The organism is Streptomyces sp. NBC_01618, from assembly GCF_045209435.1.
Classification (GTDB): Bacteria; Actinomycetota; Actinomycetes; order Streptomycetales; family Streptomycetaceae; genus Streptomyces.
In genome coordinates this window covers 2,681,260-2,706,401 of record NZ_CP109297.1, presented here as the reverse complement: position 1 = coordinate 2,706,401, position 25,142 = coordinate 2,681,260, and the positions used below count along the sequence as shown (strand labels likewise).

21 protein-coding genes and 2 pseudogenes are annotated in these 25,142 nt (G+C 70.3%); 11 read left to right on the top strand and 12 right to left on the bottom strand.

The window, feature by feature from the left end; genetic code table 11:
- Positions 1-8: 8 nt before the first annotated feature.
- Entirely contained in the window at positions 9-872 is an 864-nt protein-coding gene (locus tag OH735_RS12710) for an alpha/beta fold hydrolase (protein ID WP_406381550.1), read from the bottom strand.
- Positions 873-1,034: 162 nt separating this feature from the next.
- On the opposite strand from OH735_RS12710, the gene OH735_RS12705 reads away from it, so the two are divergent.
- Positions 1,035-1,799 carry a helix-turn-helix domain-containing protein gene (locus tag OH735_RS12705; protein WP_406386540.1) on the top strand — a complete coding sequence of 255 codons (765 nt, stop codon included), beginning with the start codon at positions 1,035-1,037 and terminating at the stop codon, positions 1,797-1,799.
- Positions 1,800-2,410: 611 nt separating this feature from the next.
- Here the strand turns inward: OH735_RS12705 and OH735_RS12700 are convergent.
- The 5 genes and pseudogenes from OH735_RS12700 to OH735_RS12680 form a co-directional block, all read right to left on the bottom strand.
- Positions 2,411-2,881 carry a hypothetical protein gene (locus tag OH735_RS12700; protein ID WP_406381549.1) on the bottom strand — a complete coding sequence of 157 codons (471 nt, stop codon included), beginning with the start codon at positions 2,879-2,881 and terminating at the stop codon, positions 2,411-2,413.
- Positions 2,878-3,177, bottom strand: a complete 300-nt coding sequence (locus tag OH735_RS12695) for a hypothetical protein (protein WP_351784582.1) — start codon at positions 3,175-3,177, stop codon at positions 2,878-2,880. The genes OH735_RS12700 and OH735_RS12695 overlap by 4 nt, the downstream gene beginning before the upstream one ends.
- A gap of 90 nt (positions 3,178-3,267) precedes the next feature.
- Positions 3,268-3,363: pseudogene (locus OH735_RS12690) on the bottom strand (DUF397 domain-containing protein); the annotation flags it as partial.
- 97 nt (positions 3,364-3,460) lie between these two features.
- Entirely contained in the window at positions 3,461-5,536 is a 2,076-nt protein-coding gene (locus tag OH735_RS12685) for a PhoX family protein (protein ID WP_406381547.1), read from the bottom strand.
- A gap of 213 nt (positions 5,537-5,749) precedes the next feature.
- Positions 5,750-6,256 (bottom strand): DUF6584 family protein, encoded by a 507-nt coding sequence (locus OH735_RS12680; RefSeq protein WP_406381545.1) that lies wholly within the window; start codon positions 6,254-6,256, stop codon positions 5,750-5,752.
- 198 nt (positions 6,257-6,454) lie between these two features.
- Between OH735_RS12680 and OH735_RS12675 the strand changes: the two genes are divergently transcribed.
- From OH735_RS12675 to OH735_RS12655, 5 genes and pseudogenes are all read left to right on the top strand, one after another.
- A complete protein-coding gene (locus OH735_RS12675) occupies positions 6,455-6,967 on the top strand; it encodes a DinB family protein (protein ID WP_406381543.1) in 513 nt (170 codons plus the stop codon).
- 61 nt (positions 6,968-7,028) lie between these two features.
- Positions 7,029-7,229 carry a hypothetical protein gene (locus OH735_RS12670; RefSeq protein ID WP_406381541.1) on the top strand — a complete coding sequence of 67 codons (201 nt, stop codon included), beginning with the start codon at positions 7,029-7,031 and terminating at the stop codon, positions 7,227-7,229.
- Positions 7,230-7,289: 60 nt separating this feature from the next.
- Positions 7,290-8,177: pseudogene (locus OH735_RS12665) on the top strand (RNA repair domain-containing protein); the annotation flags it as partial.
- A gap of 138 nt (positions 8,178-8,315) precedes the next feature.
- Positions 8,316-10,616 (top strand): ATP-dependent RecD-like DNA helicase, encoded by a 2,301-nt coding sequence (locus OH735_RS12660; protein WP_406381539.1) that lies wholly within the window; start codon positions 8,316-8,318, stop codon positions 10,614-10,616.
- A 129-nt stretch (positions 10,617-10,745) separates the two neighbouring features.
- Entirely contained in the window at positions 10,746-12,035 is a 1,290-nt protein-coding gene (locus OH735_RS12655; RefSeq protein ID WP_283851652.1) for a citrate synthase, read from the top strand.
- Positions 12,036-12,515: 480 nt separating this feature from the next.
- Here the strand turns inward: OH735_RS12655 and OH735_RS12650 are convergent, their stop codons facing one another.
- From OH735_RS12650 to OH735_RS12630, 5 genes are all read right to left on the bottom strand, one after another.
- Positions 12,516-14,924: a heavy metal translocating P-type ATPase gene (locus OH735_RS12650; RefSeq protein ID WP_406381537.1), complete on the bottom strand. Its 2,409-nt coding sequence runs from the start codon at positions 14,922-14,924 to the stop codon at positions 12,516-12,518.
- 131 nt (positions 14,925-15,055) lie between these two features.
- Positions 15,056-15,364: a heavy-metal-associated domain-containing protein gene (locus OH735_RS12645; RefSeq protein WP_266746274.1), complete on the bottom strand. Its 309-nt coding sequence runs from the start codon at positions 15,362-15,364 to the stop codon at positions 15,056-15,058.
- A 281-nt stretch (positions 15,365-15,645) separates the two neighbouring features.
- A complete protein-coding gene (locus tag OH735_RS12640; protein WP_406381536.1) occupies positions 15,646-15,843 on the bottom strand; it encodes a helix-turn-helix transcriptional regulator in 198 nt (65 codons plus the stop codon).
- Between the two features lie 218 nt (positions 15,844-16,061).
- Positions 16,062-16,484 (bottom strand): peptidoglycan-binding protein, encoded by a 423-nt coding sequence (locus OH735_RS12635; protein WP_406381534.1) that lies wholly within the window; start codon positions 16,482-16,484, stop codon positions 16,062-16,064.
- A gap of 92 nt (positions 16,485-16,576) precedes the next feature.
- Positions 16,577-17,527 (bottom strand): sugar phosphate isomerase/epimerase family protein, encoded by a 951-nt coding sequence (locus OH735_RS12630; RefSeq protein WP_406381533.1) that lies wholly within the window; start codon positions 17,525-17,527, stop codon positions 16,577-16,579.
- Between the two features lie 131 nt (positions 17,528-17,658).
- Between OH735_RS12630 and iolC the strand changes: the two genes are divergently transcribed.
- From iolC to OH735_RS12605, 5 genes are read left to right on the top strand one after another with little or no spacing between them, the layout of a single operon-like run.
- On the top strand, positions 17,659-18,954 hold the full coding sequence (gene iolC, locus OH735_RS12625; RefSeq protein WP_406381531.1) for a 5-dehydro-2-deoxygluconokinase: 1,296 nt from the start codon (positions 17,659-17,661) through the stop codon (positions 18,952-18,954).
- Positions 18,951-19,886 carry a deoxyribose-phosphate aldolase gene (locus tag OH735_RS12620; RefSeq protein ID WP_406381530.1) on the top strand — a complete coding sequence of 312 codons (936 nt, stop codon included), beginning with the start codon at positions 18,951-18,953 and terminating at the stop codon, positions 19,884-19,886. Before iolC ends, OH735_RS12620 begins: the two co-directional genes overlap by 4 nt.
- The gene (gene iolB, locus OH735_RS12615; RefSeq protein WP_406381529.1) at positions 19,883-20,764 is read left to right on the top strand and encodes a 5-deoxy-glucuronate isomerase; all 882 of its coding nucleotides are present in this window, start codon (positions 19,883-19,885) and stop codon (positions 20,762-20,764) included. Before OH735_RS12620 ends, iolB begins: the two co-directional genes overlap by 4 nt.
- Positions 20,761-22,641 (top strand): 3D-(3,5/4)-trihydroxycyclohexane-1,2-dione acylhydrolase (decyclizing), encoded by a 1,881-nt coding sequence (gene iolD, locus OH735_RS12610; protein ID WP_406381527.1) that lies wholly within the window; start codon positions 20,761-20,763, stop codon positions 22,639-22,641. Before iolB ends, iolD begins: the two co-directional genes overlap by 4 nt.
- 24 nt (positions 22,642-22,665) lie before the next feature.
- Positions 22,666-24,165: a CoA-acylating methylmalonate-semialdehyde dehydrogenase gene (locus OH735_RS12605; RefSeq protein ID WP_406381525.1), complete on the top strand. Its 1,500-nt coding sequence runs from the start codon at positions 22,666-22,668 to the stop codon at positions 24,163-24,165.
- 181 nt (positions 24,166-24,346) lie between these two features.
- On the opposite strand, the gene OH735_RS12600 is transcribed toward OH735_RS12605, so the two are convergent.
- Positions 24,347-24,766, bottom strand: coding sequence for a hypothetical protein (locus tag OH735_RS12600; RefSeq protein WP_406381523.1), 420 nt, complete (start codon positions 24,764-24,766; stop codon positions 24,347-24,349).
- Positions 24,767-25,142: the final 376 nt, after the last annotated feature.

Sequence of the window (25,142 nt, the reverse complement as noted above, 5' to 3'; positions counted from 1 at the left end):
CCAAATCGTCAAGTGGCCTTGGGCGCTGGAGCGGTGTGGATCTCGGCGAAGGACAGGAGAAGTGCGGCGGTCCGCGGCGGATCCTCCAGAATGGGTGTGTGTCCGGCACCGGGCAGCAACTCGACTTTCGCGCCCGGAACGACGCGGTAGTCGGCCGCGGACGAGGGTCGCCATCTGCGGTCTTGGTCGCCGAAAATCACCTGCAGCGGCTTACCGAGGGCCATCAGCCGATCCGGGAGCGCATGCTGGTTCAGATAGGCGGTGGACGCCTGCATTGCTGCGGTGACCGCGCGGTAGGTCATGCCGCGCAGTTCGTCGACGAGTTCTTGTGGGATCTGGTAGCCCGCGCGGAATCCGGTGCTCGCGAACTGGCGGATCTGCTCGTCGGTCGGTGGCCACTGCGCGGGGTCGATCGCGGTGGGCCCCGGTGCGATGAAGGCATCCATGCTGGGGCCGGAGTTGATGAGCGCGAGCGCGGTCACCAGGTCGGGTCGTTGCTCGGCGAGAGCGGTGGCGGCATAGCCACCGCTGGAGTGGCCGGCGACAATGGCGTGCTCGACTCCGAGCCGGTCCAGTGCCGTGCCGATCCTGCGTCCCTGCTCGGGGATCGCGTAATCGCCGTCGACCGGTTCGGCCGAGCGGCCGTGCCCCGGCAGGTCGATCCGGATGACGCGATGGAGCGTGGTCAGCAGCGGAACCAGCGCGTCCCACGAACGGCTCGAGGCGGCGGATCCATGGATGAGCAGGAGCACGGGGGCGTCGCGAGGGCCGTCCTGGCAAACGTAGATGTCGCCGTGCTCCAGGTAGAGGATCGAATCCTCGGTGGCGCCGGCGTCGCCGTTGTTATGAGGGTGCCTGTCGGGAGGAGTCATGAGTCCACTGTCGCCGCCGGTGCGCACCGGCGGCTTGGATAAATGTTTCCTCCTTGGCCCGCGTAGCATTTGGTGATGGGGTCCACCACGAGTGAACGTGACGATTCCGCTGTGTGGGACGTCGCACGTCCGCAGCGGCCCAGCCGGGTGGCTGGTGTCGATATGGCCGGGTTCCGGGTCCCCGGCCCGCCCGTCGGTGGCCTGCGGGTGGTTCCGCATTCGGCCGTGATACTGGTTCTGGAGTTCGGGGCGAGCCCGTCCACCGTGGAGGATGACGCTGGGCGGCGACATCGGGGAAGTCTCGTCGCCGGGCCCGGGTTCGGCTCCGGAGGCGGGGTTCGGGCGTGGGGCGAACATGTCGAGTGCGTGCAGGTGCGCCTGTCCCCACTGGTCGCAGGCACGGTTCTGGGCGCCTGTCCGGCCGATCTGGCCGGTTCCCTGGTGTCCCTCGACGACCTGTGGGGCAAGGAGGCGTCACGGATTCGCGAGCAACTGGGCGAAATCCCCTCATGGGAGGACCGCTTCGCGTTCACGGACACGTTGCTCGCCCGCCGACTTGAGTCGCGGTCGCCGATGGACCCGGCAGTGGCATGGGCCTGGAACCGGATCGTCGTCGGCAAGGGCCTCGTCCGGATCGACCACCTGGCGGCCGAACTCGGATGGAGCCGCAAGCGTCTGTGGTCCCGGTTCCACTCGCACATCGGCATTCCACCGAAAAGTGCCGCGCAGCTGGTCCGCTTCGACCATGCCGTGCACCGTCTGGTCGCGGGTGAAAGTGCAGCCCAAGTCGCGGCGGACGGCGGCTACTGCGACCAGTCCCATCTGCATCGGGACGTCATGGCGTTCACCGGCATAACCCCGGCGACCGTGCTGGGCGAGCCATTCCTGACGGTGGACGACCGCGCATGGCCGACCGCGGAACACTGACCCAAGACCCACGTTTCCACGGATCTCGGCTCGGCCGCCGTTACCGACGTCGGCTCACGGGGGTCGCTGAGAATCCGACATGTGGTCGAGACTCCAGTGTCCGAGACATCGTGAGACTGTGGGAGAAGCCCAGGTCAGCGGAACACCATCCGACACGCGCCGCGAGACCCTACGCGGACTGCGGGCCTCTTTCTCACCCAGTGGCGGAATGCCACGCACAGGGGCAGGACGAGAAGGCGCGGGACGTGGTCCGCATCGCCTGGAGCCGCCCGTTGGCGGGTGTACTGGCCGCGATGGTTCCACCAGGCTGCCCTCCCGGTCGCCGAGAGCCTTTTCGACGGCGAGGACGATGTAGGCTCAGTTCGTCAGCATCACCACCCGCCGCAACAAGATTGCGCACGACGCGGACCTGGTGGACGGAGACCTCAAGCAGTGACGGCCCATCACCGGGCCCGACTTCACGGATGCGATCAACTGGATCGACCGCATCGCCCTGGCTGTGGCCCACGTGCTCGACGCCTGAGCCCGGCGCGGACCGGACGCGGCGCGGAGGTCCGCGCCACCGCCCCGTCAGGGACCGGAGGCGGGCGGTCCCTGACCGGACCCGCGAGTCAGACAGCTACGGCCGAGATATCGGCTTCGGGCAGTGTGGCGGCGTACGCCTCGATATCGTCGGTATCGGACGTGAGCACGCTGCCTCCTCCGTGGACAGCCGCGATGAGGACGGCCAGGGCATCCACCGGGTCGGGTCGTTTCTTGGGGGGCAGTGCGGCCGCGCCGATCATGTCGCCGATCGTTTTCCAGCCTTCGATGGCCATTCCCCCCGCACAGGGGAGGCAGCGGGGCGCCAGGTCGGCGGGGTAGCGGGCCCCGGCTGCTGGATATACGACGACGTCGGCGAGAAGGCGCTTCCAGGCGTAGGCGGTTTTCGGGCTCGTTCGCCAGGCCTGCGAGAGGGCCGGGCCAGGGACGATCGGCTGGTGTCCACCGGCCGCGATGAGGCCCTTGTGCAGGATGTGCGCCCGACGGTCCTGGCTCACCAGTGCCATCAGCATCCCCGTGTCGTACACGACGACATTCACGCGGCGGCCTCATCGTGCGAGGTGCGGCCGAGAATAGCGTCGACCTTCGCCCTTTCCTCGCTGGTCAGCTCGATCTCGTCGCCTGCCCAGGTGCCGGTGCCCGCCTGCTCCTCGGCCTCCGCGCGGGCCTCCTCGAACGACTTGAAGATCTTCCTGACGCGGTCCTGCTGGTCCATCTGCGCTTGTGCGGCGATCGTGAGGAACGTGGAGACGTCGAGCCCGGCGTCTGCGGCATGCTCTCTGATCCGGTCCCGAACCTCGGCCGGCATGCTGATCGAAAAGCGCTCGGTTGCCATGCCATTACGGTAACACCGAGTGTTACCGGATGTCGTAGGTCCGGTGGGGGATGTCGTACCCGGCCGGTGCCGTCGGAGTACGTCGGCGGAGAAGACGAGCGCCGGGCCGCGGAGCGCTTTACTGTCGCGGACAGGGACGGTGGCGTAGCCACGGGCGACGTCGAGGCACTCGCGCGCCGACCTCATCCGCGAGCGCATCGACGGCCGTACGGGGCGGCAGGACCGAGGCTGCAGCGACCGGGGGCGCCGTTCGCGCGAACGGCGCCCCCGGTGGCGTACGGCCTCAGGCGCCGACGTCGCGGCCGTCAGCGCGCCACACCGCGACCACGGCCGGGCGGACGATCTTGCCGGGCCCGTCGGGCCAGGTGCTGGCCGGCTTCTCCACGGACGCGCCGTCGATCTCGCCCGGGTGCTGCACGGCCACGACCACGCGCCGGTCCTGGAGGATCGGCCCGCAGGTCTCGGCTCCGTTGGGCACCGTCAGGAACTGCTTGAGCTCACCCCGCCGGTCACCGCGCGTGGCGACACCGAAGAGGCCGTCGTGGGAGCCGAGTTGGGCTCCGTCGGTGGCGATCCACAGGTTGCCGTGCGGGTCGAAGGCCACGTTGTCCGGGCAGGAAATGGGGCTGACCTTCTCCTTGGGGAACCCGGCGAAGTAGGTGGACGGGTCGGCGGGGTCACCGGCGACGAGGAAGACCGACCAGGCGAACGTGGTGCTCTCGGGCTGGTTCCGGCCCTCGGTCAGTTCCAGGATGTGCCCGTGCTTGTTGGCGTTGCGGGGGTTGGCCTCGTCGGCGGGAGCGTAGCCGCTCTTGCCGCGGTTGGTGTTGTTGGTGAGGACGACGTAGACCTTGCCGGTGTGCGGGGAGGGCTCGATGTCTTCGGGGCGGTCCATCTTGGTGGCGCCGACCTTGTCGCCCGCCAGCCGGGTGAACACGAACACCTCTTCGGCGGTCATACCCTCGACGTGCGAGACGGCGCCGTCGGCGGTGGCGGTGGCCAGCGGAATCCAGGTGCCGGAGCCGTCGAACTCGCCGTCGGCGGGCAGCTTGCCGCTGCCGTCGATCTCGGAGGCGGGCGAGTCGCCGGTGAGCTTGGCGACGTAGAGGGTGCCCTCTTCGAGCAGCGACAGGTTGTGCTCACGCGCCGCGCGGCTGTTCCCCTGCCGCATGCGCTTGCTGCCGACGAACTTGTAGAAGTAGTCGAACCGCTCGTCGTCGCCGGAGTAGACGACGGGCCGCCCGTCATCGGTGAGCCGGACCGTCGCGGCCTCGTGCTTGAAGCGGCCGAGGGCGGTGTGCTTGCGGGGCGTGGAGGTGGGGTCGTACGGGTCGAACTCGACGACGTAGCCGAAGCGGTGGACCTCGTTGGGCTCCTGGGCGATGTCGAACCGCTTGTCGAACCGTTCCCACTTCCGCTCGGTGGCACCGGTCCCGATGCCGTACCGCTTGTCGGTGGCCCGGCCGCCGTTCGCGAAGTACTGGTTGAAGTTCTCCTCGCCGTGGAGGGTGGTGCCCCACGGGGTGGTGCCGCCGGAGCAGTTGTTGAGGGTGCCGAGGACCTTGCGGCCGCTCGGGTCGACAGAGGTCTTCAGGAGGTCGGACCCGGCGGCCGGTCCGGTGAGATGGAACTCGCTGGTGGCGGTCACACGGCGGTTGAGGGGGTGGCGGGGGACGGCGGTGAGGCGCCCGGTGCTCCGGTCGTTCTGGACTACGACAGCAGCCAGACCGTGAGCGGCCCAGGCGACCTCGGCCTGCTGCCGGGTGGGGTTCTCGGGGTCGTACCCCCGGAACATGATCACCTCGTCGGTGTACTCGTGGTTGGCGACGAGGAGCTGGAGGTCTTGCTCGCCCTGAATCGGCAGGAGGGCGAGGAAGTCGTTGTTGTACCCGAACTGGCCGGCCTGGGCAGCGGCGGTCTGGTTCTCGGGGTCGAAGTCGGGGGCGCCGCGGAGGATGGGGTCGCCCCAACGGATGACGACGTTCTGGTCGTAACCGTCGGGGATGGTGACGACGTCGGCGGTGTTGGGGGCAACGGCGGTGAAGCCGAGGCCACGGGCGGCGTCGCCACGACCCCCGGCGGCGCCCTGCCCCTGCGGGGCGGCAGCCTGGGCCTCGGGGGCCGCGGCCGTGACGGCGGCCATGCCGGTGGCGGCGGCCACGGTGACGACGGCGGCGCCGCGCAGGGCGGCACGGCGGCTGAGGGCACCCGCGATGACGTCGCCGACGTACTCGCCCGAGCTGGTGTTGGGCACCTCGTGGAAACATGCGTCGCCGCAGCGGTAGCGGCAGGTCAGGGCGGACCGTCCGCCAGGATGCGAACCGGACGGTGTTCCGATCAGCGGCAGGAGCTTGGGCACTTTGCTCTCCCTATACGAACCCTTGATGTGAGCGTTACGCTAGGAGGTTCGGTGTGCGGGAGCCCTGCCGATGAATGAACGATCGGTGAACGGGGTCGAACCGTACGGGATTGGATGACGGCCGACGGGGCGGTGTCGCGCGGGGTCCGGGGGTGCCTTGCTGTCGCGGACAGAGGGGTGGCGTAGCCACGGGCGAAGTCGAGGCACTCGCCGTCAGCGGAAGAGGTCGAGGAACCCGTTCACCCAGATCGCAGCGAACACGATCGCCAGGAGCGCGCAGCCCACGGCCGCCAAGGATTGACGGAACGAACCCGCCTCCGGCGCGTCACCCCGTACCTCAGCGAGCGTGTCCCAGGTGACCGGCTGGCCGAGGGCCTTGGAGGCGGCGGTCCGCACGGCCGCCAACTGCTGCTCGACAAAGGGGGAGTCGGCCGCCGATTCCTGGCCTTGCCAGGCCAGGGCGCGCATGCGCCGTACGGGGTCGCTGTACCTCTTCTCAAACGCGGCGACCTCTTCCGGGAGCCTGTCCTCTTCGAGGTACGTCCACCGGCCGGCCTCGGCCGGGTCGCCGTACCGCCGGTAGATGTCGGCCAGGCATCGGCGCAGGCCGGGGTGGTGCGGGTAGGACGAGACCAGTCCGCGCAGCCGTTGGCGCGCCAGGGGTACGCGTCCTGCGGCGAGGTCGGCGTCCACGCGCTCCAGTGTCTCCTTCAGTGCCATGCGCACATCATTGGACCTGCCCGGCGGCGTGCGTGAATGAATTATTTCAAGGTGCCCGGGAGACCGGCCGGTTGTAGCTTCTGCGGGTGGTCGGGAGTGCGCTCGAAGCGGCCCTGGGTGGTCCGACGACGCGGGCCGCAGGGCGGCAGCCCCGGTGATCACCGTTGTTGTCAGATCCTCGTGGCAGGCTTTTGCTCCATGAACACCACCGAACGCACCATGCCGCCCCTGGACGCCGACGAGCGGATGTCGCTGACGAGTTGGCTGGACTTCTACCGCACCACCCTTGCCCAGAAGTGCGAGGGGCTCGACGACGAGCGGTTGCGTGAGGCATCCGTGGAGCCCTCGCCGATCAGCCTGCTCGGTCTCGTCCAGCACATGGCGGAGGTCGAGCGGAATTGGTTCCGCCGGGTCCTGGTCCAGGAGGACGCGCCGCCGATCTTCACCCCTGACGCCGACCCGTCGGCCACCGACGGCGGGTTCGATCTCGCCGAGGGGGCCGGCTACGACACGGCGCTGTCGATATGGCAGTCCGAGGTGGAGCGGGCCAGGGCGAACTGCGCCGCCCGGTCGCTCGACGACACCAGCCCGTTCATGGGCGGGCAGGTCACCCTGCGTTGGATCTACACGCACATGATCGGTGAGTACGCCCGCCACTGCGGGCACGCCGACCTCATCCGCGAGCGCATCGACGGCCGGACGGGGGTCTGAGGGCCGCGCGTGCGGAGGGGGCCGGGCCGGGACTGTCGGTGCGAGCCGGGAGCGTCGGTCCATGTCCGACATGGCCGTCCTCGAAGGGGTGCTTGAGCGGATCACGTACCAGGGGCTCGACGAGGCCACCCGGCGCCGGATCGCCACGGGCTGCACCGTCGCCTTCTTCCGCCGGTACCTCATGGGCGACACGTCGGCGGAGGCACTCCTGACCGGCCGGGAGAAGCTGCCCGACGTGCCGGATGTGGTGAAGGTGGAGTAGGTGAAGCCGCACTGAAGCGGCGGTCCGGCCGGTCGCGGCGTGAGTGGGCGAGGAGGCGTGATGCGAACCAGCGACGAGATCTATCACCGGGTCCGCTGGGATCCGCGGTTCGATCCGGCCCGGTTCGTGCTGGGGATCAGCCAGCGCGGGGATGCCTGCAAACGCATCCCGCTGTCTTCATTCGTGCCCGGGGGCGACATCCCGTGGCACCGGGTGGTGTTCATCGAGGCGGACGGCGAGGTGGTCTGGGACCGGGCCACGGGCGTGGACCGCATCGACGCGTCGGGCGCCGGCCGGGTGCGGGACCCGCAAGCGGATTTGAGCTTCGATACGAGCTCCGGCAGGGGCGATCCCGTTGACGTCCTCGACGTGCCCCCGACGGCCCGCACAGCGGTGGCCTGGATCCCGCCTGCGGAGCTGTGGCCGCCGATCCAGGACATCCGCCGGGATTACGATCCGCAGATCCACCGGTGGCCGCCGCACGTCAATGTGCTCTTCGGCTTCGTGCCGGAGTCCGACTTCGAGCGGGCCGCCCCGCTGCTCGCCGCAGCGACGGCCGAGACGCCGGTCTTCACCGCCCGGCTGGACGGGGTGCGCACCTTCCGGCACCGGGCGTACTTCACCGTGTGGCTCGACCCGACGGCAGCCGGCCAGGCGCCGTGGGCCCACCTGCACCGCCTGCTGCAGCAGCGGTTCCCGCGCTGCAGCGGGCCCGCCAAGAACTTCACCCCACATCTGTCCCTGGGCCGGACCCGGGATCCGCGGCGAGTCACCGCCGACTGTGCCACCCGGCTCGACACCATGACGGCGACAGTCTGGGAACTCGTCCTGCTCTCACGCAGGGGCGACGGGCCGATGCGGCCACGGGCCACGGTCGCCCTGCGAACGGGCGAGGTCCGCCGACTGCCCGCGCCCGGCCCCGGAGCGCCGGGCCCGGAGGACACGGCATGGCTCTCCGGGATCACCGACAGATGAGGCCATGGCCGGCTGGGCCGAAGCGCCGCTGCTCAGGCGCCGTCACCACTGGAAACGGGCGGCCTCCGAGGCCGGGAACGCGTTGTCATTGGGAACCGATACCGTCGGAACATGTCCAACATGGCCGTCCTCGAAGGTGTGCTTGAGCGCATCACGTACGCCAACGAGGAGAACGGGTACACCGTCGCACGCGTCGACACCGGGCGGGGCGGTGGTGATCTGCTCACGGTGGTCGGCTCGCTGCTGGGGGCGCAGGTCGGTGAGTCGCTGCGGATGGAGGGGCGCTGGAGTTCGCATTCCCAGTACGGCAAGCAGTTCACGGTGGAGAACTACACGACCGTGCTGCCCGCCACCATCCAGGGCATCCGCCGCTATCTCGGCTCCGGGCTGATCAAGGGCATCGGCCCGGTCATGGCGGACCGGATCACCACCCACTTCGGGGTCGACACCCTCGACATCATCGAGCAGCAGCCGAAGCGGCTGGTCGAGGTGCCGGGGCTCGGGCCGAAGCGGACGAAGATGATCGCCGCCGCCTGGGAGGAACAGAAGGCGATCAAGGAGGTGATGGTCTTCCTCCAGGGGGTCGGGGTCTCCACCTCCATCGCCGTCCGTATCTACAAGAAGTACGAGGACGCCTCGATCTCCGTCGTGAAGAACCAGCCCTACCGGCTGGCCGCCGACGTCTGGGGCATCGGCTTCCTCACCGCCGACAAGATCGCCCAGGCGGTCGGCATCCCGCACGACAGCCCGGAGCGGGTCAAGGCCGGGCTGCAGTACGCACTGTCGCAATCCACCGACCAGGGGCACTGCTTCCTCCCCGAGGAGCGGCTGATCGCCGACGGCGTGAAGCTCCTCCAGGTCGATACGGGGCTGGTCATCGAGTGCCTCGCCGAACTGGCCGAGGATCCGGAGGGTGTTGTACGGGAGAAGGTGCCGTCGCCCGAGGGCGGTGAGCCGGTCACCGCCGTGTATCTCGTGCCGTTCCACCGCGCCGAGGTCGCGCTCGCCGCGCAGGTGCAGCGGCTGCTGCGGACGCCCGAGGACCGGATGCCGGCCTTCCAGGACGTCGACTGGGCCAAGGCGCTGACCTGGCTCGCGGGCCGTACGGGGGCGACGCTGGCCCCCGAGCAGGAGGCCGCCGTCCGGCTCGCGCTCAGCCGTAAGGTCGCCGTGCTGACCGGTGGGCCCGGCTGCGGGAAGTCGTTCACCGTCCGCTCCGTGGTCGAACTCGCCCGCGCCAAACGCGCCAAGGTCGTGCTGGCCGCGCCCACCGGGCGGGCGGCCAAGCGGCTCTCCGAGCTGACCGGGGCCGAGGCGTCCACCGTGCACCGGCTGCTCGAACTCAAGCCGGGCGGGGACGCGGCCTACGACCGGGACCGGCCGCTGGACGCCGATCTGGTCGTCGTCGACGAGGCGTCGATGCTCGATCTGCTGCTCGCCAACAAGCTGTTCAAGGCCGTGGCCCCCGGTGCCCATCTGCTGCTCGTCGGGGACGTCGACCAGCTGCCGTCGGTCGGCGCGGGGGAGGTGCTGCGCGATCTGCTGGCCGAGGGCGGCCCCGTTCCGGCGGTCCGGCTGACGACGATCTTCCGGCAGGCCCAGAAGTCCGGCGTCGTCACCAACGCCCACCGCATCAACACCGGGACGCCGCCGCTCACCCAGGGCCTGGACGACTTCTTCCTCTTCGTCGAGGACGAGACGGAGCAGGCGGGCGTTCTCGCGGTGGACGTCGCCGCCCGTCGTATCCCGGCCAAGTTCGGCCTCGATCCCCGGCGTGATGTCCAGGTCCTCGCCCCCATGCACCGCGGCCCGGCCGGCGCGGGCGCGCTCAACGGGCTGCTCCAGCAGGCCATCACCCCGGGCCGCCCCGACCTCCCGGAGAAGCGGGTGGGCGGCCGGGTCTTCCGGGTCGGCGACAAGGTAACCCAGATCCGTAACAACTACGACAAGGGGGAGAACGGTGTCTTCAACGGCACGGTCGGCGTCGTCACCGCCCTCGACCTGGACGAACAGCGGCTGACCGTCCTCACGGACGAGGACGAGGAGATCGGTTACGACTTCGACGAGCTGGACGAGCTGGCCCACGCGTACGCCATGACGATCCACCGCTCCCAGGGCAGCGAGTACCCCGCCGTCGTCATCCCCGTCACCAGGAGCGCCTGGATGATGCTTCAGCGGAACCTCCTGTACACCGCCGTTACCAGGGCCAAGAAGCTTGTCGTACTGGTCGGGTCGCGGCAGGCGATCGGCCAGGCCGTCCGCACGGTTTCCGCAGGCAGACGCTGTACGGCGCTGGATTATCGGCTGTCCGGGGGTGCGGGCGGAGGATCCGCCGAAAAAATGATCGATCAAAACGGTGGGAAACATCACGGAGCCCTTCCGGAACCGGAACCGAGGGGGCAGGATGAGTAAGCTCGCGGCACTCAGTGCCGCGAGTAGGTCCAATGGACGACCCCGAGTGCACTCTCCTGAGCCAAATGGGGGAGGGTGGAGACAGTCAGGGAACCTCGAAGAAGAGGCACTACGTCGGTGAGGGATGACGTGAGCGACAACTCTGTAGTACTGCGGTACGGCGACGGCGAGTACACCTACCCGGTGATCGACAGCACCGTCGGCGACAAGGGCTTCGACATCGGGAAGCTCCGGGCCAATACGGGTCTGGTAACGCTGGACAGCGGATATGGCAACACCGCCGCCTACAAATCCGCCATCACCTACCTCGACGGTGAGCAGGGCATTCTGCGCTACCGCGGCTACCCCATCGAGCAGCTCGCCGAGCGCTCGACGTTCCTCGAGGTCGCGTACACGCTCATCAACGGCGAGCTTCCCAAGGTCGACGAGCTGTCGGCCTTCAAGAACGAGATCACTCAGCACACGCTGCTGCACGAGGACGTCAAGCGGTTCTTCGACGGCTTCCCGCGCGACGCCCACCCGATGGCCATGCTGTCCTCGGTCGTCAGCGCGCTGTCCACGTTCTACCAGGACAGCCACAACCCGTTCGACGAGGAGCAGCGCCACCTCTCGACGATCCGGCTGCTGGCCAAGCTGCCGACGATCGCGGCGTACGCGTACAAGAAGTCGATCGGCCACCCGTTCGTCTACCCGCGCAACGACCTCGGGTACGTCGAGAACTTCCTGCGCATGACCTTCTCGGTCCCCGCCCAGGAGTACGACCTGGACCCGGTCGTCGTCTCCGCGCTCGACAAGCTGCTCATCCTGCACGCGGACCACGAGCAGAACTGTTCGACCTCCACCGTGCGTCTGGTCGGCTCCTCGCAGGCGAACATGTTCGCCTCGATCTCCGCCGGTATCTCGGCGCTGTGGGGCCCGCTGCACGGTGGCGCCAACCAGTCGGTGCTGGAGATGCTCGAAGGCATCCAGGCCAACGGCGGCGATGTCGACTCCTTCATCCGCAAGGTGAAGAACAAGGAGGACGGCGTCCGGCTGATGGGCTTCGGCCACCGCGTCTACAAGTCCTTCGACCCGCGCGCCAAGATCATCAAGGCCGCGGCGCACGACGTGCTGTCCGCGCTCGGCAAGTCCGACGAGCTGCTCGACATCGCGCTGAAGCTGGAGGAGCACGCGCTCTCCGACGAGTACTTCGTCTCCCGCAACCTCTACCCCAACGTGGACTTCTACACGGGGCTGATCTACCGGGCCATGGGCTTCCCGACCGAGATGTTCACCGTGCTCTTCGCGATCGGCCGGCTCCCCGGCTGGATCGCCCAGTGGCACGAGATGATCAAGGAGCCGGGTTCCCGCATCGGCCGCCCGCGCCAGATCTACACCGGCGAGGTCCTGCGCGACTTCGTCCCGGTCGAGAGCCGCTGAGCCTCGTACCGACCCCGCACCACCCCGGCCGCCCGGCCGGTTGTCTTCGCCCCGTGTACCGCGCTTTCGCACAGAGCGCGGTGTCCGGGGCGATTTGCATGAAACGAAAGACCCCAGGGGCACGGGCAGCGAGAAGCGCCCCGCCATCGATCCCCCCACGGGTCGACAGCGAGGCGCTTCCCATATCCCGGAGCGGATTCCCCCCACGGGATCCGGCCGGGCGTCTGTGGGAGCCGAAGCTCCTGGGCGCGCTACGCCCTCTTCACTTGTACTTCCGGTGCGGTCTGCCGGGGTACGTACGCACGGGAGGGCCGCTCAAAGCTCCCCGGTGCACGTGCCCCGGCCAACGCTTGCCCGAAGCATCCCCCAAGACACTTCGACGGACGTCCCCCAAGACATCCTTGGCATCGCACTCTTAGACTCGCGAACCCACCGAATGGTTACCCTGAAACCGGTGTGATCTAAATCTCTTTGTGGAAGTTACGTGAAGGTGCGCAACCGCAGGCTGTTCGTCACGACGAAGACCGATGAGAACGCCATCGCCGCTCCGGCAATCATAGGGTTGAGCAGGCCGAATGCCGCAAGGGGCAGGGCAGCAACGTTATAGCCGAATGCCCAGAAGAGGTTGCCCTTGATGGTGGTCAGGGTGCGCCGGGAGAGCCTGATCGCATCAACCGCCACCTTGAGATCTCCACGAACGAGGGTGAGATCGCCGGCCTCGATCGCGGCATCCGTACCAGTTCCCATCGCCAGGCCCAGATCGGCGGTGGCCAGGGCGGCCGCGTCGTTGACCCCGTCACCGACCATGGCGACGGAGCGCCCCCGGGCCCGGAGCCGCTCGATGACGTGGACCTTCTCCTCGGGCAGGACCTCGGCGTGGACCTCGTCGATCCCGACGGCGTGGGCCACGGCCTCCGCCACGGCTCGGTTGTCGCCGGTCAGCAGGACGGGATGGAGGCCGAGCGCGCGCAGTTCGGCGACGGCGTCCGCGCTGGACTCCTTGACCGCGTCGGCGACGGCGAGAACCGCCCGCGCCTCGCCGTCCCAGGCGACCGCGATCGCCGTACGGCCCAGGGCCGCCGCGTCCGCCACGGCTTCGGACAGGGCCTCGGGGACGGCGATGCCCGCGTCGGCGAGCAACTGCTCACGGCCGACGAGGACGGCGTGGCCCTCGACGACCCCCTGGACGCCGAGGCCCGCGACGTTGGTGAAGTCCTCGGGGGTGGGGAGGGGGTGGCCGGTGCGTTCGGCGGCTCCGGTGGCGACGGCCCGTGCGATGGGGTGTTCGGAGGCGTGTTCCAGGGCGCCTGCGAGCCGCAGTACGTCGTTCTCGTCGGTGCCGTCGGCCGTGTGTACGTCCAGGAGGGTCATCCGGCCGGTGGTGACCGTGCCGGTCTTGTCGAGGACGATCGTGTCGACGCGGCGGGTGGTCTCCAGGACCTCGGGGCCCTTGATCAGGATGCCGAGCTGGGCGCCGCGTCCCGTGCCGACCATCAGGGCGGTCGGGGTGGCGAGGCCCAGGGCGCACGGGCAGGCGATGATCAGCACGGCGACGGCGGCGGTGAACGCGGCCGTCACGTCGTCCGTGACCAACAGCCATCCGACCAGCGTGGCCAGCGCCAACACCAGCACCACGGGGACGAACACCGCGGAGATCCGGTCCGCGAGGCGCTGCACCTCGGCCTTGCCGTTCTGCGCGTCCTCGACGAGCTTCGCCATCCGGGCCAGCTGGGTGTCGGCGCCGACCCGGGTCGCCTCGACGACGAGCCGGCCGCCCGCGTTGAGCGTGGCCCCGGTGACCCAGTCACCGACGCCCACATCGACGGGGACGGACTCACCGGTGAGCATGGAGGCGTCCACGGCCGACGCGCCTGCCACGACCGTGCCGTCCGTGGCGATCTTCTCGCCGGGGCGGACGACGAAGCGGTCGCCGACGGTGAGCCGGCCGACGGGGACGCGTACCTCCGTACCGGCCCTGAGGACGGTGACGTCCTTCGCGCCCAGGTGCATCAGCGCCCGCAGGGCGGAACCGGCCTTCCGCTTGGACTTCGCCTCCAGGTAGCGGCCCAGCAGGATGAAGGTGATGACACCGGCGGCGACCTCCAGATAGATGGTGGAGGAGGCCCCGTCGCGGGACACGGTGAAGTCGAAGCCGTGCCGCATTCCGGTCATGCCCGCGTCGCCGAAGAAAAGCGCCCACAGGGACCAGCCGAAGGCGGCGAGGGTGCCGACCGAGACCAGGGTGTCCATGGTGGCCGCGCCGTGCCGGAGGTTGGCCCAGGTGGCGCGGTGGATGGGCAGCCCGCCCCAGACCACGACGGGCGCGGCGAGGGTGAGGGAGAGCCACTGCCAGTTGTCGAACTGCAGCGCCGGGACCATCGCGAGCACGACGACGGGTGCGGCGAGGACGGCCGAGACGATCAGGCGCTGACGCAGCGAGGCGAGCGCGACGGCGGCGCGTCGCTCGGCGGGGTCGCCGGCTTCGGTCTCGGGTTCGGTGCTGCCGTCGTCGGTCCGGGGTTCGGCGGGTTCTCTCCCGGTGCCCGCTCCGGTTTCGGCGCTGCTCTCGGGGGCGTCTTCGACGGTGGCCACGGGCGCGGCGGGCGCGGTCCGCGCCCCGGCGGGCGGTGCGGGATCGGGGCGGCGTACGGGCTGCGCCGTGTAACCGGTCTTCTCGACCGTGGCGATCAGATCCGCCAGGCCGGTCCCCGGACCGAAGGAGACGCGGGCCTTCTCGGTCGCGTAGTTGACGCTGGCGGTGACGCCGTCCATCCGGTTGAGCTTCTTCTCGACGCGGGCCGCGCAGGAGGCGCAGGTCATCCCGCCGATCGTGAGTTCCGCCCGTGAACTTTCCGCCGCCGGGCTCTCGGCCTCTGTCGCGCTGTGCATGTCCGTACTCCTGAAACGCCTGCCGGGCCGTACCCCACCAGTATCTGCTGGTCGGTCCGGCCCGGCGGCAAAAGGGGGTGGTGCGGGGTACTTCGATGTTTCCGGGTTTGGTGGGTGGGTCCCGATGGTGTTCAGGCCCGGCCGACGAGCTCGTAACCGGCCTCGTCCACCGCGGCGCGCACCGCGTCCTCGGCCAGCGGGGTCCGGGAGACGACCGTCACCTGGCCGGTGGAGGCGACGGCCTTCACCGAGGTGACACCCTCGATGCCGGAGATCTCCTCGGAGACGGCACCTTCGCAGTGGCCGCAGGTCATGCCGGACACCTGGTAGACGGTGGTCACCGCGCCCGCCCCGTCACCGCTGTCCGTGCTGCCGTGGCAGGAGCCGCTCGGCGAGCAGCAGGAGCCGGTGGCCTGGGGGAGCTGGGTCTCGGCGGTCATGGTGTTCTCCTCTTCGATGAGCGCAGAAGGGTGTGACGGCAGGGGCCCGGAAGACCCGGTGTCCCTCGACACTCTTCAGACTATACCCCCAGGGGGTACGAGCGCCCCGGTGGTTCGGGTGGGTGTCGGTGCGGTCGGACGGTGCCGGTGCGCGCGGGTGGCGCCACAGGTGCAGTCCGGCGCCGGTGCACTCACCGGTCTGGTCATGCGCAGCCGGGCAAGAAGAAGCCCCGCACGGCGGGCGGATTCCTGGGTGCGCTCGCCGTACGGGGACACGGGTGTCAGCCCCGGCGTCCTCGATTGCCGGGTCTTGAGGCGACCCAGGCGCGGATGGTGTCCGCGTACCAGTAGGGCTTGCCGTTCTCCACATGGTCGGGTGTCGGGAGGTGCCCGTGTTTTCGGTACGAGCGGACGGTGTCCGGCCGCACCCGGATGTGCGCCGCAATGTCCTTGTAGGACCAGAGCCTTCTGTCCGTCATCAAGTGTCACCTCTCTGCGCCGCGACGGCGGCCGGGAAGGCCGTCGGAGGAGCCGCGGCGCGGACGCTGACGATCACTCAGCCTGCGTCCGGTGCAACGAGAGGGAGCGAGTCCCGGGGAGGGGCTGTCGTACGCCTGTGACAGAAGAGCCGCGTAACGCGGACATGTGTGACGAACGGGTTACGGGGGACAGGGGCGAGAGGTGGTGTGCGCCGTGATCACGTCGGCGGATAGGGGAGAGGGGTCTCGCGGCTCGGCCCCGCGTGCCAGAGTGCCGACCAGGTCGCCGCGGTGACCAGGCCGTTCGGCCTGAGCGGCGGGTTGTCCGCCTGGAAGCGCTGCACGGCGAGAAGGGTCTGCGGTCCGAACGTTCCGTCGACCGCGGACCACGGCAGATAGTGGCGGTTGGCCAGCATGCACTGCACCTGGGAGACCCGCTCGCCCTGCTCGCCGTAGAGGGTCGGACCGTTGCCGTCGTAGAAGGCGCAGACCGGGCTGGAGCCGGGCGGTGGTGGCGGGTTGTCCCCGTCGGCCGAGGCGGTCGAGCCGCCCAGGCCGGCGGCGAGGGCGGCGGCCAGGGCGACCGCGGCCAGGGCCGGGGCCCCGGCCGTCCTGCGGGGCGGCAGCATCTTCCGGATCATGGTGAGTTGCTCCTCGTGCGGCGTGGTGGGGTGCGCGGCCGGGGCCGCGCACCGGCTTCTCGTCGAGGACAACACCGCGTACCGCCGCTACGTCACTGCCCGGCGCGCCTCGGCGTGTCCGGAGCCCGGTGCGGGCCGCCGCAGCCGCGCAGGAAGTCCCGGGTGCGACGGGCGATGGGGAGGGGTTTGTCGGGCGGGCACGGGTACATGTCCTGCTCGACGATGGCGAAGAGATCGACGTCCAGCTCGCGGGCGGCGGCGAGCACGGGTTCCAGCGCGGGCACCCCGCCCGGCGGTTCGCACATCACGCCGCGCGCCACGGCGGGCCCGAACGGCACCTCGTCCGCCACGACTTGGGCCAGGATCTCCGGGTCTACCTGCTTGAGGTGCAGATAGCCGATCCGTTCCCCGTACGTCTCGATCAGCTTGACGCTGTCGCCGCCGCAGTAGGCGTAGTGGCCGGTGTCGAGGCAGAGCGAGACCAGGTCGGGATCGGTGGCGTCGAGGAAGCGGGCGACGTTCTCCTCGCTGTCGACATGGGTGTCGGCGTGCGGATGGACGACGATGCGCAGCCCGAACCGGTCCTGCACCTCGCGGCCCAGCCGTTCCGTCAGGGCGGTGAGGTCGCGCCACTGCTCCGCGGTCAGCTCCCGGTCCTCCAGGAGCTCGCCGGTCCTGTCGTCGCGCCAGAACGACGGGATGACCACCAGATGCCCGGCGCCCATCGCCCGGGTGAGTGCCGCGATATCGGCGACATGCGCCCAGGTCCGGTCCCAGACGCCGGGGCCGTGGTGCAATCCGGTGAAGACGGTCCCGGCCGAGACCGTGAGTCCGCGGCGGCGGGTCTCGTCGGTGAGACGGGCCGGGTCGGTCGGGAGGTAACCGTACGGACCGAGCTCGATCCACTCGTAACCCGCCGCGGAGACCTCGTCGAGGAAGCGCTGCCAGGGCACTTGCCGCGGATCGTCGGGGAACCACACCCCCCACGAATCGGGTGCCGAACCGATGCGGATACGGGCCGGAGCCGCTGCGGAGGAGGTCATGCCGCCCAGCCTTCCGGCCCCGAGGAATCGTGTCAATGATTCGTCCGTATGTCCGGACAAAGCGTTGACAGAGGTGCGGGGGAGGGCTAGACCTGGGGACAGCCGCCCGGTCGCCGGTCGAAGGGACGCAGATGCCTGAGCTGTACGACGTGATCACCATGGGCCGGATCGGTGTGGATCTCTACCCCCTGCAGACCGGTCGACCTCTGGCCCGGGTCGACACCTTCGGGAAGTTCCTCGGCGGCTCGCCCACCAATGTCGCCGTCGCGGCGGCCCGGCTTGGCCGGCGGACCGCGGTGGTGACCCGTACCGGCCGGGACGCGTTCGGCGAGTATCTCCACCAGCAGTTGCGGGAGTTCGGGGTGGACGACCGTTGGGTGACGCCCGTCGACGCGTATCCGACGCCGGTCACCTTCTGCGAGATCTTCCCGCCCGACGACTTCCCGCTCTACTTCTACCGCCTGCCCAAGGCTCCCGACCTGGAGATCCACGTGTGGGAGCTGGACCTCGACGCGGTCCGCTCCGCCCGGGTCTTCTGGATGACGGGCACCGGGCTGTGCGCCGAACCGAGCCGCGAGTCGACCCTCGCCGCACTCCGCGCCCGCGACCGGAACGGCATCACCGTCTTCGACCTCGACTGGCGCCCGATGTTCTGGGACGCCGGCCCCACCGACCCGACCGCCGCCACCGCGACCGCCGGCTCCACCACCGCCGGCTCCACGACGGCCGGCTCCGCGACGGCCGGCTCTACGACGGCCGGCTCCGCGACGGCCGGCTCCGCGACGGCCGGCTCTACGACGGCCGGCTCCGCGACGGCCGGCTCCGCGACGGCCGGCTCTACGACGGCCGGCTCCGCGACGGCCGGCTCCGCGACGGCCGGCTCTACGACGGCCGGCTCCGCGACGGCCGGCTCCGCGACGGCCGGCTTCACCACCTCCGGCTTCACCACCTCCGGCTCCCCGACCGCAGACTCCACCACCGCCACCCCGACTGCCCGCTACCGCGAGGCCCTCGCCCACGCCACCGTCGCCGTCGGAAACCTCGACGAGTGCGAGATCGCGACCGGCGAGCGCGAACCGTACGCGGCCGCCCGCGCCCTGATCGCCGCGGGCGTCGAACTGGCCGTCGTCAAACGGGGCCCCAAGGGCGTCCTCGCCGTCCACCGCGACGGCACGGTGGCCGATGTGCCGCCGCTGCCGGTCGAGGTGGTCAACGGCCTCGGCGCCGGGGACGCCTTCGGCGGGGCGCTCTGCCACGGGCTCCTCGCCGGCTGGGAGACCGAACGCGTCATGCGGTACGCCAACGCCGCCGGTGCGATCGTCGCCTCCCGGCTCGCCTGCTCGTCCGCCATGCCGTTCCCGTACGAAGTCGAAGCGGCCCTGACCGCAGGCGCCGTCACCTCCCGCCCCACCGGAGCCACCCCATGACGCCCCCGGCCTCCTCGGTCTCCGAACTCGTCCAGCTGCGCATGCGCCACCCCGAGGCCGTCGCCGAGGCCGCCGCGCACCGCCGCAGACGACCCCTCGTCGGCGACGGCGGACGCCTGATGATCATCGCGGCGGACCATCCGGCCCGCGGCTCCCTCGCCGTCGGCGACCGCGAACTGGCCATGGCCAACCGCTTCGAGCTCCTGGAACGGCTCTGCCTCGCCCTCTCCCGCCCCGGCGTCGACGGCGTCCTCGCCACCGCCGACATCCTCGACGACCTGCTGCTGCTCGGCGCGTTGGAGAACAAGGTCGTCATCGGCTCGATGAACCGCGGCGGGCTCGCGGGCGCCGCCTTCGAACTCGACGACCGCTTCACCGGCCACCGCCCCGAGGACCTCGACCGGCTCCGCTTCGACGCGGGCAAGCTGCTCCTGCGCATCGACTACGACGACCCCGGCTCGCTCGACACCATGCACGCCACCGCCCGGGCCATCGACGCCATGGCCGCGTACCGGCTGCCGGTCTTTGTCGAGCCGTTCCTCTGCCGCCGCATGGACGGCCACGTCCGCAACGACCTCGGTGCGGAGGCGGTCACCACCTCGATCGCCATCGCTTCGGGGCTGGCCGGGACGTCCGCGTACACCTGGCTCAAGGTGCCCGTCACCGAGAACCCCGGCGACATGGCCCGGGTGATGGCGGCCTCGACGCTGCCCGCCGTGCTGCTGGGCGGCGAGGTGGGCGACGACCTGGACGGCGCGTTCGAGAGGTGGCGCACGGCGCTGCGACTGCCCACGGTCCAGGGCCTGGTGGTGGGGCGTTCGCTGCTCTACCCGGCCGACGGGAAGGTGGCAGCGGCCGTCGACACGGCCGTCTCGCTGCTGGAGCCGAGAGGAACGGGTGGGGACCGGGTATCGGGTAGGGGATGGGTATGACGACGTACGAAGAACCGCGGTACCACGTCCGCGCGGGATCCACGGCGCGCGGCCCCTACGCCCTCGACATCGGTCCGGAGCGCGCCGGATGGGACCGGTCGGGCCTGCGCGTGCTGGAGCTGGAGCCGGGTGGAGTTCACACGCTCGTCACCGGGGAGAGCGAGTGGATCGTTCTGCCGTTGACCGGTGGCTGTACGGTGCACACCTCAGGTGAGATCTTTGAACTGCTGGGCCGGGAAAGCGTGTTCAGCGGGGTATCCGACTTCGCCTACGTACCGCGTGACGCCCATGCACAGATCGCCTCCGGCGCAGGAGGCCGCTTCGCCCTGGCAGGAGCGAAGTGCGAGCGACGACTCCCCGCTCGCTACCGCCCCGCGCCGGAGGTACCCGTCGAGCTGCGCGGCTCCGGGAACTGCTCCCGCCAGGTCAACAACTTCGCCGCCGCCGACACCTTCGAGTGCGACCGGCTGATCGCCGTCGAGGTCCTCACCCCCGGCGGCAACTGGTCGTCCTACCCGCCGCACAAACACGACGAGCACCGCCCCGGCGTCGAATCCGTGCTGGAGGAGATCTACTACTTCGAGGTGGCGGACGACGGCCTCGGCTACCACCGGGTGTCGCCGTCCCGGGCCGGCGGTACGGACGTCCTCGCCGAGGTCCGCAACGGCGACGCGGTCCTCGTCCCCGACGGCTGGCACGGCCCGTCCATCGCCGCCCCCGGCCGCACCCTGTACTACCTCAACGTGATGGCGGGCCCGGGGGAGCAGCGGGAGTGGCTGATCACCGACCACCCCGACCACAGCTGGATCCGCGACACCTGGCCCACCCAGCCGGTGGACCCCAGACTCCCGCTGTACGGGACGGAGGCACCCGCATGAGTACCCGCCGCCTGACCACCGCCCAGGCCCTGGTGTCCTTCCTGACCCGCCAGTACACCGAGCGCGACGGCCGACGGCAGCGGCTGATCGGCGCCACCTGGGGCATCTTCGGCCACGGCAACGTCGCCGGAGTCGGTCAGGCGCTCGTCGAGTCCGGCCGCGCCATGCCCTACCTCCAGGGCCGCAACGAACAGGCCATGGTGCACGCGGCCGTCGGCTACGCCCGCCAGTCCGGGCGGCTCTCCGCGCACGCGGTCACCACGTCCATCGGCCCCGGCGCCACCAACCTCGTCACCGGCGCGGCCCTCGCCACCATCAACCGCCTCCCCGTCCTCCTCCTGCCCGGGGACACCTTCGCGACCCGGCCCGCCGACCCCGTGCTCCAGCAGCTCGAAGTCCCGGCGGCGGGCGACATCTCGGTCAACGACTGTCTGCGCCCCGTCTCCCGCTACTTCGACCGGATCACCCGCCCCGAGGCCCTGATCCCGGCAGCCCTCCAGGCGATGCGGACCCTTACCGACCCGGCGGAGACCGGCGCCGTCACCCTCGCGCTGCCGCAGGACGTACAGGCCCAGGCGTACGACTGGCCGCAGGAGTTCTTCGCCGAGCGCGTCTGGTACGTACGCCGCCCCGCCCCCGATCCGCACGAGGTCGACCGAGCGGTACGGGCCGTGCGTGGCGCCCGCCGGCCGCTGATCGTGGCGGGCGGCGGCGTCCACCACAGCGCGGCGGAGGAGACCCTCGCCGCGTTCGCCGCCGCGACCCGTATCCCCGTCGCCTCCACCCAGGCCGGCAAGGGCTCCCTGCGCCACGACCACCCCGCCGACGTCGGCGGCATCGGCCACACCGGCACCGCGACCGCCGACGAACTGGCCCGCACCGCCGACCTGGTGATCGGCATCGGCACCCGCTACTCCGACTTCACCACCGCCTCCGCCACGCTCTTCTCGAACCCGGCCGTCCGCTTCCTCAACGTCAACATCACCGGCTTCGACGCCCACAAGCTCGGCGCGCTGCCGCTCGTCGCCGACGCCCGCACCGCCCTCGAAGCCCTCACCGCCGCGCTCGCCGCACGCAACCACCGCGTCGACCCCGCCTACGAGACCGAGTACACCGAGGCCAAGGAGAAATGGGAGCAGCGTGTCACCGCCGCGTTCACCGCCGACGACCCGCACGCCCGCCCCACCCAGGCCCAGGTCCTCGGCCTGCTCGACGCACTCGTCACCGAGGACGACATCCTGATCAACGCGGCCGGGTCGCTCCCCGGCGACCTGCACAAACTCTGGCGGGCCCGTTCCCCGCACCAGTACCACGTCGAGTACGGGTACTCCTGCATGGGCTACGAGATCCCGGCCGCGATCGGGGTCCAGCTGGCCGCCCCCGGCCGCCCCGTCTGGGCCCTCGTCGGCGACGGCACGTATCTGATGAATCCCACCGAGATCGTCACCGCGGTGCAGCAGGAACTCCCCGTGAAGCTGGTCGTCCTCCAGAACCACGGCTATGCGTCCATCGGCTCTCTCTCCGAGACGGTCGGCGGCGAACGCTTCGGCACCGCCTACCGTCACCGCGCCGCGGACGGCACGTTCACCGGCCCTCCGCTCCCCGTCGACCTCGCGGCCAACGCCGGTTCGCTCGGGATGCGGGTACTGCGCGCCAAGACCGTGCGTGACCTGCGCGAAGCCCTCGCCGAGGCGCGCGCCGCGGACCGTCCCACTTGTGTCTACGTCGAGACCGAAACGGCAGACACAGTGTCGGGCCCGCCTCCGGCACAGGCGTGGTGGGATGTTCCCGTAGCCGAAACGGCCACCCGGCCGTCGGCCGTGAAAGCCCGCGAAGAGTACGACCGACACGTCGCCGACCGACGCCGCCACCTCTGAAGACGCCACTGAAGGAGTTCTGTCATGAAGACCGTCAACCACTGGATCGGTGGCAAGACCGTCGAGGGCGCGTCGGGCAACTACGGCCCGGTCACCGACCCGGCCACCGGCGCCGTCACCACCCAGGTCGCGCTCGCCTCCCTCGAAGAGGTCGACGCCGCGGTGGCCGCCGCCAAGGACGCCTACGCGACCTGGGGCACGTCCTCGCTGGCCGCCCGCACCGCGGTCCTCTTCCGCTACCGCGCGCTGCTCGACGCCCACCGCGACGAGATCGCCGCGCTGATCACCGCCGAGCACGGCAAGGTGCACTCGGACGCGCTGGGCGAGGTCGCCCGCGGTCTGGAGATCGTCGAGCTGGCCTGCGGCATCACGACCCAGCTGAAGGGCGAGCTGTCCACCCAGGTCTCCAGCCGGGTCGACGTCTCCTCGATCCGCCAGTCGCTCGGTGTCGTCGCCGGGATCACCCCGTTCAACTTCCCGGCCATGGTCCCGATGTGGATGTTCCCGCTGGCCATCGCCTGCGGAAACACCTTTGTGCTCAAGCCCAGCGAGAAGGACCCGTCGGCCGCCATCCTGCTGGCCGAGCTGGCCTCCGAGGCCGGTCTGCCGGACGGCGTGCTGAACGTCCTGCACGGCGACAAGGTCGCCGTCGACGGGCTGCTGAACCACCCCGACGTGGCCGCCGTCTCCTTCGTGGGCTCCACCCCGATCGCCCGGTACATCCACGCCACCGCCTCCGCCAACGGCAAGCGCGTCCAGGCGCTCGGCGGCGCGAAGAACCACATGCTGGTGCTGCCGGACGCGGACCTCGACGCCGCGGCCGACGCCGCCGTCTCCGCCGCGTACGGCTCCGCCGGTGAGCGCTGCATGGCGATCTCCGCGGTCATCGCGGTCGGCTCCATCGCGGACGAGCTCGTCGCGAAGATCAAGGAGCGCGCCGAGAAGATCAAGATCGGCCCCGGCAACGACCCCACGTCCGAGATGGGCCCGCTGATCACCGCCGCCCACCGCGACAAGGTCGCCTCCTACGTCACGGGCGCGGCCGCCCAGGGCGCGGACGTCGTCCTGGACGGCACCGGCTTCACCGTCGAGGGCTTCGAGGACGGCCACTGGATCGGCCTTTCCCTCCTCGACAACGTGTCCACCGACTCGGACGCGTACAAGGACGAGATCTTCGGCCCGGTCCTGTGCGTCCTGCGCACCGAGACGTACGAGGAGGGCGTCGCCCTCATGAACGCCTCGCCGTTCGGCAACGGCACCGCGATCTTCACCCGCGACGGCGGCGCCGCCCGCCGCTTCCAGCTGGAGATCGAGGCCGGCATGGTCGGCGTCAACGTGCCGATCCCGGTGCCGGTCGGCTACCACTCCTTCGGTGGCTGGAAGGACTCCCTCTTCGGCGACCACCACATCTACGGCAACGACGGCGTGCACTTCTACACCCGCGGCAAGGTCGTCACCACCCGCTGGCCGGACCCGGCCGACGCCCCGGCGGGCGTGGACCTGGGCTTCCCCCGCAACCACTGATCCCTCATCCCGGCCGACGGCCCGTACGGACGCATCCCCCGTCCGCACGGGCCGTTGCCGTGTTCGTGCGGGGCGTTGCCGTGTCGTACGGGCCGTTGCCGTGTTCGTGCGGGGCGTTGCCGTGTCGTACGGGCCGTTGCCCTGTCGTACGGGCCGTCGCCCGTCCGGGGGCGGTGCGCTCTCACATGCGCCGCAGCCCCGCGTACTGGAGCGCGCCCATGGCCGCCACGACCAGGCCCTGGAACACGATCCAGCCGTTACCGACCGTCGTGGCGGTCAGCGCGTCCAGGACGACGGTCACGACACCGGCCACGGCCCAGGCCACGTTCAGGGCGATGACGACGGTGACCGCGCCGCGGCTGATGTTCTCCTGCCGCGAGACGGCCAGCACCCATAGCGCGTACACCGTGAGGAAGACGCCCACCGCGTACTGGACGGGGCGCGGCACGCCGAGGAACGAGTCCAGGACGGTGGCGAGCGCGAGATAGCCGACGCCGTTCGCGCCGGTGAGGATCACATCTGCCACGAGGGCCGCCCGGAGAAGGCCGTCGGAGCGGGCGGTGCCCGTCGCCGGGACCGTACTCGCGTTCTGGGACGACATCACTGGGTCCTCCTGTCGTTGTCATGCGGTCGTTCTGGTCATGCGAACGGTAAGGAGGGGCCCGGCATCCGCTCAATTACCTCTGAGGTCATGGCCGCCAGGGTCGGGCCGGCGAGCGCGCCGGACGGAGTCCGACGCAGGGCCGGCGATGGGCAGGCGATTCACCGCTCGCAGCAAATGCGGCGTGCTTATTTCGCATTACGGTGAGTTAATGGCCTGCCCTTTATGTGGCGCAGACCACGTGACCCGCGCCACTCTTGTGGCGATTTGGTGCGTTTGCCGTGTGTGGTGGGCCACGTGACGGGCGTCACTATGATGCGGAATAGTAGCGGTTGGGTGCTGTCGTTCCAGCTGTCGTGGCGCATTCCTGGATCAT